The 9,836-nt window shown below is 67.9% G+C and carries 10 protein-coding genes and 2 pseudogenes; 8 read left to right on the top strand and 4 right to left on the bottom strand.

Annotated features, from left to right (window positions below):
• The 4 genes from ADK67_RS06180 to ADK67_RS53390 form a co-directional block, all read left to right on the top strand.
• The coding region (locus ADK67_RS06180) for a hypothetical protein (protein WP_231648038.1) at positions 1-555 on the top strand (555 nt) is incomplete at its 5' end.
• Between the two features lie 269 nt (positions 556-824).
• On the top strand, positions 825-1,085 hold the full coding sequence (locus ADK67_RS06175; protein ID WP_053715420.1) for a helix-turn-helix domain-containing protein: 261 nt from the start codon (positions 825-827) through the stop codon (positions 1,083-1,085).
• Between the two features lie 69 nt (positions 1,086-1,154).
• On the top strand, positions 1,155-1,841 hold the full coding sequence (locus ADK67_RS06170) for a hypothetical protein (RefSeq protein ID WP_053715419.1): 687 nt from the start codon (positions 1,155-1,157) through the stop codon (positions 1,839-1,841).
• 315 nt (positions 1,842-2,156) lie between these two features.
• Complete coding sequence (locus ADK67_RS53390) at positions 2,157-2,396, top strand: integrase core domain-containing protein (protein ID WP_053715418.1); 240 nt, start codon at positions 2,157-2,159, stop codon at positions 2,394-2,396.
• A gap of 324 nt (positions 2,397-2,720) precedes the next feature.
• Here ADK67_RS53390 and ADK67_RS06160 read toward each other — a convergent pair whose 3' ends face one another.
• Positions 2,721-5,453, bottom strand: coding sequence for a tetratricopeptide repeat protein (locus ADK67_RS06160; RefSeq protein ID WP_157619957.1), 2,733 nt, complete (start codon positions 5,451-5,453; stop codon positions 2,721-2,723).
• Between the two features lie 179 nt (positions 5,454-5,632).
• Here ADK67_RS06160 and ADK67_RS06155 point away from each other — a divergent pair, with 179 nt between their 5' ends.
• Together ADK67_RS06155 and ADK67_RS06145 are read left to right on the top strand one after the other, a co-directional pair.
• Positions 5,633-5,845: a hypothetical protein gene (locus ADK67_RS06155; RefSeq protein WP_053715416.1), complete on the top strand. Its 213-nt coding sequence runs from the start codon at positions 5,633-5,635 to the stop codon at positions 5,843-5,845.
• Positions 5,846-6,078: 233 nt separating this feature from the next.
• Positions 6,079-6,309 carry a hypothetical protein gene (locus ADK67_RS06145; RefSeq protein ID WP_053715414.1) on the top strand — a complete coding sequence of 77 codons (231 nt, stop codon included), beginning with the start codon at positions 6,079-6,081 and terminating at the stop codon, positions 6,307-6,309.
• A gap of 674 nt (positions 6,310-6,983) precedes the next feature.
• On the opposite strand, the gene ADK67_RS48685 is transcribed toward ADK67_RS06145, so the two are convergent.
• Complete coding sequence (locus ADK67_RS48685) at positions 6,984-7,499, bottom strand: Imm1 family immunity protein (protein ID WP_197289308.1); 516 nt, start codon at positions 7,497-7,499, stop codon at positions 6,984-6,986.
• 44 nt (positions 7,500-7,543) lie between these two features.
• Positions 7,544-8,143: a DddA-like double-stranded DNA deaminase toxin gene (locus ADK67_RS48680; RefSeq protein WP_197289307.1), complete on the bottom strand. Its 600-nt coding sequence runs from the start codon at positions 8,141-8,143 to the stop codon at positions 7,544-7,546.
• Positions 8,144-8,348: 205 nt separating this feature from the next.
• Here ADK67_RS48680 and ADK67_RS55285 point away from each other — a divergent pair.
• Both ADK67_RS55285 and ADK67_RS53385 read left to right on the top strand, forming a co-directional pair.
• Positions 8,349-8,534 (top strand): annotated as a pseudogene (locus ADK67_RS55285) (helix-turn-helix domain-containing protein); the annotation flags it as partial.
• 22 nt (positions 8,535-8,556) lie between these two features.
• Positions 8,557-9,627: pseudogene (locus ADK67_RS53385) on the top strand (IS630 family transposase); the annotation flags it as partial.
• 50 nt (positions 9,628-9,677) lie between these two features.
• On the opposite strand, the gene ADK67_RS55280 reads toward ADK67_RS53385, so the two are convergent.
• On the bottom strand, positions 9,678-9,794 hold the full coding sequence (locus tag ADK67_RS55280) for a DUF2399 domain-containing protein (protein WP_442974110.1): 117 nt from the start codon (positions 9,792-9,794) through the stop codon (positions 9,678-9,680).
• Positions 9,795-9,836 lie beyond the last annotated feature (42 nt).

The following is a 9,836-nucleotide window of genomic DNA, read 5'->3' as shown; positions in this document are numbered from 1 at the left end:
TGCTCACCGGGGAGATATCTGGCCGTCAGCGGGGAGATCGCCGGCCACCTACGGGGCGGTAAGTGGCCGCCTATGGGGATCTTTCACTGGCCGCCGACAGGCGACATCGTGAAGACCTACAACTACGCGTCCCGACTGCTGTTCGAACGGATCGCGCTCATAGCCCGCGACTGGCCCGGCGGCACCCGGCGCGCCATCACGAAGGTCGCGCACGTGAGGGGGCACGACCACGCTGCGACGACCACCTACATCACCACGACGTGTCCCGCGACGTGGTCGCCCGTCCCCGTCCCATGGTCGCTCGTCACGTCGAACATCGAGGTGGCAGGCACGGGTGCCTACGACGGGCTCCAGGCCGCCGATGTGTACGCGGGCATGTTGAATGCCGCCATCGCGCCAGACGCGTACGGCAACTGCTCGCCGGACTACCTGCTGGAGTGCGCCCACCAGATCCGACGCGGTCCGGCCGGACAGGTCCTGAACTTCGGCATCAAGGTGTTGGGCGATCAATCGATCATCACCGGGCAGTCCTGGTGGCCCTTGCCCGGAAAGTAGTCAGCTCCCCACGGAGCCCGAGGCCGCTGCATCCGCCGAGGCGGAAGGGTCCGGTCACCCGGTCCAAGCGGTGGTTCCTCGCGACTCCGTGGAGAGCTGCAAACCCCACCCTAGGGGCGTTGTCGCATGAGCGCAACAAGCTGTGTACATACACCTACGGCGTTTGAGCTGGGAAAACGTTGACCTTCGCCCTACTCGACCGGCACACGATCGGGTGGACGCGGTCGCGAAAAGCTTTCGCGACCAGCCGGGCATGTAATCCCTGCACTATGACGACCACGACCAACGCGCCGCTGTTCCACACCGTGTCCGAGGCCGCGTGCATCCTCCGCGTCGCCCCGTCGACGCTGTACCGGGCGATCCGCGAGGACGCGTTCCCTGCGGTGCGGATCCGCACCCGGTACGTCGTGCCGGCGAAGGCGATCGAGGCCCTGGTATCCGGGTCGACGGAGACCGGCGGGGTGCTCGACGTGGCAGCGATGGTTCAGCAGCGGCGCACGGAGCGGGAGCTGGCTCAGCGCTGGCATTGACCACCTCCGACGATCGGCGCGGCTAGGCTCACCGACTTCACCGACACGGGAGGTACTGGTGGAGCCGGTTTGGATTACGGCGAGCGCCGCAAGCGCGAGTGCTGTCGCGGCGTTCGTCAGCGCCGGGCGGCGATCTGGTCGGCGCGCAACGGCAACCGCACGTTGAAGCGCGCCGAGCTGGACGGTCAGGCACGTAGCCGCCCGATCGTCACCGCGGAACTCCGCGAGGAGCCGTTCAGCCAACACACCTTGCTTTTGGTGATCAGGAACAGCGGTCAGACGATCGCGCGCAACATCGTGGTCTCGTTCGATCCGCCGTTGCCCGACCCCACGCCTGCGAAGGCGTCGGACAGCCTGATCCCCTTCCTGAAGCGCCGATACGCGCGTCCGATCCCGATACTCGCGCCTGGCGCGGAGCTGGACAACATCTACTACGCGGGCGAGTTCCCGAACGGCACCACCGAAATGGTCAACTACGAGGGCGCGCCCAACCAGGTGACGGTCACCATCGCTTACGAAGCGCAGGATGGCGCGAAGTACACCGACAAGTACCGGATCGACGTCGAGGTCATGTTCGACAAGACCTACGTCAGCGGCGGCACTCACCACCCGAAGACACAGCGAGCCAAGATCGTAAAGAGCCTGGAGAACTTGGCGGCGATCAAGACGACGCTGGCGACGATCGCCAAGAACATGCCCAAGGACACCCCGCCACGCCCGCCGGAGACCGGTGAGCGCGAACGCAACGTCAGGTGACCTACAGCCCGATTCCCGCCGCCGCGTTGTCGCCCCACTGGTCGACTACGCGCAGGTAGCGGTACAACACCGCCGAGTTCGGCACGTGCCCGGTGTGGGCGCTGATCGTCTTGACGTCGTGCCCGGCCCGCCGCGCCTCGGTCGCCAGGCCCGCCCGCGCGCTGTGCCTGTGGGGTTCCAGAACTTTGCGCTGAGACGCTGAGCTGTGGGGTCAACCCCACCCTGTCCGTCAGAACGGGTCAACCCCACACTCACCCGACCCGGGAATGGACGACCCAGCAGGCCAGGAACCTCGCCGCCGACCTCGGACACCGGATGGAGTCCGTACGCTTCCTGCTCCGCGACCGCGACGACAAGTACAGCCACGCGTTCGACGCCGTCTTCCAGGGCGACGACCTACACATCATCAAGAGCGCGCCACAGGCACCTCGGGTGAACGCCCACTGCGAACGGGTCATCGGCACCCTCCGACGCGAACTCCTCGACCACATTCTGATCATCGGCGAAGCCCACGCACGACAAGTCCTCACGACCTACGAGCACCCCTACAACTGACACCGACCCCACCAGGCCCGCGACCAACTACCGCCCGACGCCCGGCAACACCCCGCCGCGGTACACGACCTCGACACCCGCAGACTGCAACGCACCCGCATCCTCGGCGGACTCATCAACGAGTACAGACACGCCGCCTGAGCAGCAGCGATGACTTTTCGAGCGGCACAGGGTCGGTTCGGCCCGCCGTGCAGAAGATTTGGGTTGCCGCCGAGGACGGCACTCACCGATCACCTCTTGGCCTTTTTCGACGCCGATGCCTCACCGTGGCCGTCCTCCTACACGTAGCCGCACCGACCACCCCTCCGACTACTGAGCCCGAACTCAGCGCCCGCCGCCGTCCGGTTCCCTTGCCTCCACCACCTCCCACGGATCGGCGATCGTGTTGTCGGGCTCCCAGCCGTACCGCGTCAGTCTGGCAGCCTCCTCGGCTCGGCCCATCTCTTCCAGCAGCTCCGCTGTTGACCGCAGAGCACTACCGTCCCCGGCGTCAGCGGCGCGCCGGTACCAGGCCAGCGCATCCTCCTGACGCCCGACGTCCCGCAGCATCGATGCTGCCTTGCTCAGCTCGCCAGGGTCCGTTGGGGCAGCGCGCTCGTACCAGTCAAGCGCCTCCTCCACCCGGCCGGCCTCCTGCAGAATTTTCGCCGCGTGCAATGGGGCGTAGGTCGCTCCTGCGTCGGCGGCGCGCTTGTACCAGGTGAGCGCCGCCGCCTTGTCCCCCGCCAGCTTCAGCATCTCTGCGCCCCACATGTGGGCGAGCTCGTCGCCCTCCCTCACGGCGCGGTCGTAGTAGGTGAGGGCCTCCGCCTTCCGCCCCGCCCGCTTCCAGATCAACGCGATCTCTCGCCAGGCCCCGGCATCGCCGGCCTCGGCCCGCTCTTGTAGCCAGGCGAGCGCCGCCTCGTCTCTTCCCGCTCCCGTCAGCAGCCTGGCAGCCGCTCCAAGCGCGAGGGTGTCCCCCGCGTCGGCGCGTTCGCCGAGCCACGTCAGCGCGGCTTCCGTGCCGTGCAGCATCTCCTTCAACTCCGCCGTGCGGCCGAGGAAGAGGAACCCGCCGACTACGTCGACCGCCCGCAGGTACCAGGCAAGCGCCTCATCTGGCCGGCCCGCCGCATCCAGCCTGCGGGCAACCCACTGCAAGGAGCCGGAGTCGCCCTGCTCGAAGGACTTCTCGTACCAGTGCAGCGCTGCGTCGATCCCGCCCAGCTTCTCCAGCGTCTGGGCGATGTCCAGCGCCAACGGAGCACCGGCCTCGGCATCACGCAGGAACCAGACGAGCGCGTCCTCCAGCTGTCCTTCCTCCTTCAGCATCCTGGCCGTGGCACGCACCGCGGCGCGGCTCCCGGCGTCGACGGCGCCCTGCAGCCAGGCGAGCGCCGCGTCGGCCCCCTGCGCCTCGCGCAGGATCCGCGCCTCGGTGCGGACGGCTTCGTCGTCATCGGCCGCAACAGCACGGCGGTGCCAGGTGCGCCACTCCTCCATCCGGCCCGCGCCTTTGAGCAGGCCGGACGCCAGCCGCCATTCCTCGTGCCTGCCGGTGCCATTGCCATCCGCCGCGGCGGCGTAGAGGCGCATCGCGATCCGCAGCAGGCCCCGGTTGTGGGCAGCGGCCGCAAGGCGGACACGGTCGACTGGGGCGGCGTGCAGGACGAGTGCTTCCCACGCCGCAGCGGGTACGCGGTCGCCGTGGCGGCGCTGTCGGCCGTGCTGTTCGAGGTAGTCGGCCAGGCGATAGGTCGGCCGGCCGGATTCCGACCGATGACCGGCACGAGGGCGGATCCGGGTGAGTGGGCCCCGGGTACCGCGCAGCGGCATGGCCGTGTAGGCGAGGGCGCGTTCCAGCCAGTCGTCGTCCAGCAGGTCCCACTCGATGTCGGTGAGGTAGCCCTCGGCGCTGGACTCCAGCAGGGGCTGCGAGAGCGCCAGACCGTGGCCCAGCCGTCGAGCGTCCATGGCGGCCTCGATCAGCGCCCGCGCGGCTGGCGGCGCCGCACCATAGTGTTCGATCAGGGCGGGTGCGCCCGCGAGGTACTGCGTGATCTGCCCTTGTTCGGCGTGCTGGAGGGCTTGCGCCAAGCGGGGATCGCCGGCGGCCAAGGAGCGGGCGGCCGTCAGGTCCTCGCTGGTGAACACGCCGGGAACGGCGATGCTCCGGTTCTTGACCAGCTGGCGCGCCTGCGCGTGCGGGTCCGGGCCCCGATTCGGTTCGGAGGTGAGGTCCGCCCAGTGCTCTGGCCAGATGGTGCCCAGGATCAGGACCGGGCCCCTGTCGGGCGCGTTGAGCAGGGCACGAAGTTCGCCGGCGACCTGCGCGCCGTGCTTCGGGTCGAGCAGGTAGTGCTGGGCCTCGTTCAGCCACACCACGGTCTGCGGCGCCACCCGGTCCAGCTGTCCGATCAGGGCCGACGCGGGGTCGGGCTCGACTGGGTGCCACAGTCGCCAGCCGTCCGGCAGCCGCCGGGCCGCCTCCCAGCAGGCCCTGGTCTTGCCCGTCGATGAACCGCCGACCAGCACCGCGATGTCGCTTCGCCCACGCGCCACCACGGCGTCGACCACCTCGGCCAGCTCCGCGTCGAACCCTCGGGCGACGTAGGCGGGCAACGCGCCGAGCTCGGTGCTGGCGGCTGCCGGGGATAGCGCCGGGTGCACCTCCAGGTCGTCGAGGAGGAGCTGGTCGTCGTACTCGCCGATCAGGCGGCCCGCAGGGACGCGCATCAGCGCCTCCACCCACAGCGCGCGCACCCGTGCGGCCACGACGTCCTCGTCCCACCTCGCCAGGCGTGCCAGCACGACCGCGACTGCGACCGCGTCCGCCTGGCCGGGCGGCAGGGTGGGCGAACTGATACAGCGTCTGATGGTGTCCCGGCTCGGCGAACCCGATAGTTCGTCGTCCTCGGCGACGTCCGCCGCCATCTTGTCGAGGCTGGGCGTGCCCGCTGCCAAGTACATCTCGTACAGCAGGTCCTTCAGGTCCCGCAATGGGCCCGGTGCTGGCAGCGCCCGTTCCAGCGTCCGCGGCCGCCGGACCGGACCGCCCTCGTTGTCGCGATTCATCGCAATCATCCTGCCCGACAGGGGGCCACGGCGGGGATCGTTCCAGGTCGGCCGATTCTGTCGGAGTGTGCTCGTCGCAACTGGGAGTTGATCTTCCTTCGAGTCGCACTGTGGTGCCCATGCCGGCTCCAGCCGCCAGCCCGGCCCTGGGGACCCCGGTCATCCGAAGGAGAAGAAACATGACGACGCCCAGCCGCACGCCGTCGAACCAGCCCGATCCGGCGCCGTTCTTCACGGTGCACACCGCCCTCGTCCTCCTGGCGGCGGCCTTCATCGGCTCGGTGGTCGGCTGCCTGACCTTCCTCAGCGGCGGGCCCGTCGCAGGCGCGGTCCTTGCCGGCCTGGTCGGCTTCGGGGTGAGCATTCCGGTGCTTCGATCCCTGATCCGCTGAGGAAGGTCAGGCCAGGCTGAAGGCCTGCGGGCAGCGCACGTGCACGGAGGCCGCGTCCCTGACGGATGCGGCCTCGGGTTCCCGCTCGACACCGAGACCCGTGACGACGTCCCGAACCCTGTTGCCGAGCCGCACGCGGCCGCCGAGGACGCCCGAACGAGGCGCACGTCGACCACCTGCGAGTGCGAGGTGACCGAGAACGTCGACCACCACGGCGGCCGCGGCGCACGGCGGTGAACACAGCGCGGCCGAGGCACGCGGTGGCCAAGGTCCGCGGCCGCGATGAACACCACGACAACGCGGTGCACGCGGCGAACATCGACGTCGCGCACGCCCAGGCCGCCACCGACCCGGCGACCGCCAACCCCACCACGGCGTCGACCACCAGGGCCCACCGGCCGAGGACGTCGACCACGCCGAAGCCGACGTCGACCAGCCGGACGCGGCGCACCCCGACGCGGTAGCCGAGCAGCACCGCGCGCACGAATACAACCGTGAGGTCCGTGACGTGATTCGTACTCGACGTCGACCCGGGCATGTCACACCAGCCCGAACCGAGACACCACCCCGCCCTCCTGGCACATCTCGCACGGCTCAGGGGCACGTTCGGGGCCGCATGCTCCGGTGCCGTCGCAGTCCGGGCAGGCCATGAACTCATCCTGTGGTCGCATGGCCGGGACGATGGCCCGCCGGTGTTACCCGGCCGCAGCTTGATGCGACCACTACCCGCCGGGACACCGACCACCAAGCCCCAGCACCCGGTACTCGATACCAAGGCGACACGGCAGCCGACGCGGCACGCAGTCGACGCTGCGGCACCGCGACCGAGGCGAAGGCCGAGCAGCACCTCGACCGCCACCGGCGCCGAGCCAGCCAACAACAACCACGACCAGGCCGCCGACCGGCCGTGAAGAGTCCGATCGAGCCCAGAGATGTTCACCGGACCTGGTACACCTCAGGCCTGAGAATGGTTCGCGTCACCGTCTGGCGGCCGTCGAGCATCCTCTGCAGCACCTCGACGGCGCTCTCGGTGAGGCGGTGGGGTCTTGGACCACCGTGGCCCGCAGCGGACTCGCGGCGTTCGCGATGAGGCACAGGATTCCGGCGTGCCCGCTTGATGCTGCGGTGTGTGATCGGTTCAGAATGGTGGCTCGCCGGTGAAGGTCTCGCCCGGAGTCGGCCATCGGTGTCCGGTGGGGAGCTCGTCGGGGAATTCGACTTGATAGTGGTCCCGATGCCAATCGAAGGGTGTCATCGTGACCGATTTCGATACCGATCCGGTGAGTGCGTACTCGATGATGGCGCTTCGCAGGACGTTTTTCGGAATGAGGCGGTCTGTGAGGAAATACATGCCGGCACTGTCGTCCAAAGGTACTGGCGAAGGGGTTTTTGACTGATGTTCGCCGACGGTGGCGGTGATGACGAAATCACCGATGGCCGGGTCCTTAAATTTATGGAGCACGGCGGCGCCACGGTCTCCGTGGATCCCCACCAGGAGGTGTTCGTGGCGCCCATGTGGGACAGGGCGGGCTGCCCGGTTCGAGTCCGGCTCGAATTGCAGAACGATATTCCATCTTTCGTCGTGCCGTTCGAGTGCGAGATCCACGAGGCTTTGCCGTTCGTCGGCGTCGCGGGCTTCGAGGTTGTCGGACATGCGACCGAGAATGCGTAGTGTTCCCGCGTTCACCTCCATCGGGTCTACCGCCTGCCCTTCTTCCGTTTATCCGGGTCGTCCACCGGATTGTGGAACGGACGCTTCTGGACCGTCAGCGGCTCTACGTCGGGATCCCCCCACCACACCCACAGGGTAGCTCCTTTCGGGATAGCTTGCGCGGTGAGATTCAGGCAACCGGATCCCGATACGTATTCGCAGGGGCCTCCGGGGTGGTTGATGACCAATACGGCATTCAGGACGTTGTATTGGTTCATGAGAAAGGCAGCTTTACCTTCGACGTGCCATGCAAAGCCGTCCGCCTCGGGCCGGATCAGGCCGCGCTCGATAAAAAGTTGTCGCCCTTGCGCGTATAAACCCATCGGATCATCGTCTTTATTGAACTTGCTGTTGAACTCCCACCCCTCCTTGTCCGATGCGCTTACCAGTATGCCTGTCGTACGATGCTTCCCTTTCAGTAAAGCCAATCGGTTCTTCGCCCATTCCTCGCTGTTCGCCGCGACCGCGAGCCCGTCGGGCGGACTGGGGATCTCGCAGGCGCAGACCGGCCCTGCGCATGCAGCCAGCGTCAGCCACGCGAGCGTCGTGACGACCAGGGTCAGGACGGCACGGGCGATCCTGTTCATTCCGCCAGTGTCAATGGCGGTGCGGCGAATCGAGTACCACCGCAGGAGTGCGTATGATCGCCCGTTCGGTTGACGTGCATGACATCGGGATTTCGACGCGTAGTAAACCGCAGAAGGGCGGCCCCGATGTTGCCATTCCATTCGGAATATCGAGTCGAAAGTGATCATCTTCCTGTAGGTTGATCACTCGTGATCGAGGTCGAGGGTGCTCACTGGGTTATCACCTGCGGAGCGTGAGGTGCTGCGGTTGCGGGTGGTGGCCGCGTTGAAGGCCGGTCGGGTCGAGGGCTATCGGCAGGCCGCGGAGGTCTTCGGAGTATCCGAACGGTCGGTGGGCACCTGGTGGCGCGCCTACCGACGGGACGGTCGCGACGGCCTGGCGACCCGCAAGGGACGACCCGGCCCCGCCGAACTGGTCAACGCGGAGGACCGGGCACCCTGTTCACGGCATGGCCGACTACACGCCCGAGGAACTGCTGATCGGCGGCCCGCTGTGGACACGTCAGGCCGTGGTCGAGCTGATCAGGCTGGTCGTCGGGTTCGACATGACCGAACAGGGCGTCGGATTATGGCTGCGCCGCCACGGGTTCACCCCGCAGCGCCCGGCCCGGCGGGCAGACGAACAGCAGCCCGCCGCGGTGCGCGCGTGGCTGGACGAGGACTATCCGGCGATCGAAGCACGCGCCAAGGCCGAGGGGGCGGCGATCGTGTGGGTCGACCAGTGCGGGCTGCGCTCCGACGCCGCACCGCCCGGCCGGTCCTGGACGCCGATGGGTCGTACTCCGATCGTGCGGGTGACCGGGAAACGCCTTCGGGTCAACGTCATGTCCGCGGTCGCCTCGCGCGGCGCGCTGTGGTTCACCGTGTTCACCGAGCGGTTCACCGCCGCCGTCTTCACCTCGTTCCTCGACCGCGTGGCACGCCAGTCCGGCCGGAAGGTGCACGTCATCGCCGACCGGCACCCGGTGCACCGCAGCTAGGCCGTCCGCTCCTGGCTGGAGACCAACGCCGACCGGGTCGAGCTGCACCTGATGCCCGGCTACAGCCCCGAGTTGGACCCCGACGAGCTGCTCAACGCGGACCTCAAACGCAACGTCAACGCCTCCCGCGCCCGCAACGTCGACCGCCTCGCCCACGAGACCCGCCACTTCCTACGTCGCCGCCAACGCCAGCCGCACATCGTCCGCGGCTATTCCAGGCACCGCACATCCGCTACGCCATCTTGGAGGCAAGTAAACACATTCGGCTCAATAATTGCAGGTCAGATCCTGTGGCCGACTTTTGACACCCCACACTCACTCCACGCCCTGCACGAGTACGAGCACTTCTACAACAACCACCGCCCCCACCAAGGCATCGCCGACGCCCGACCACTGCGCACGCTGCCACCAGCCGTCACCGATCAAGCAGCGCTCATCCGACTCGACATCCGCCGACGGCAACGACTGGGCGGCATCCTCGACGAGTACCACCACGCCGCCTGAACTGCACGGACGACATTCTCGGCAGGTGGCGGGACGTGAAGCGGTTCGCGTCAGAGGAGTGACGGCAGCACGTGCTCCTCGGTGACCATCAGGCCCGTGGTGGTCATGACCTTGGCCAGGTCGGGATCCCAGGTGGCCTCAGCGGGGCCGTTGTTCAACGTCGGCAGTTCGACACCGCGGGCGATCAGGGTGGTGACGGCCTCGCGGTA

The sequence above is a fragment of the Saccharothrix sp. NRRL B-16348 genome, assembly GCF_001280085.1.
Lineage (GTDB): Bacteria > Actinomycetota > Actinomycetes > Mycobacteriales > Pseudonocardiaceae > Actinosynnema.
Note: the sequence above shows the minus strand (reverse complement) of the source record. Positions and strands in the feature narration are given on the sequence as shown.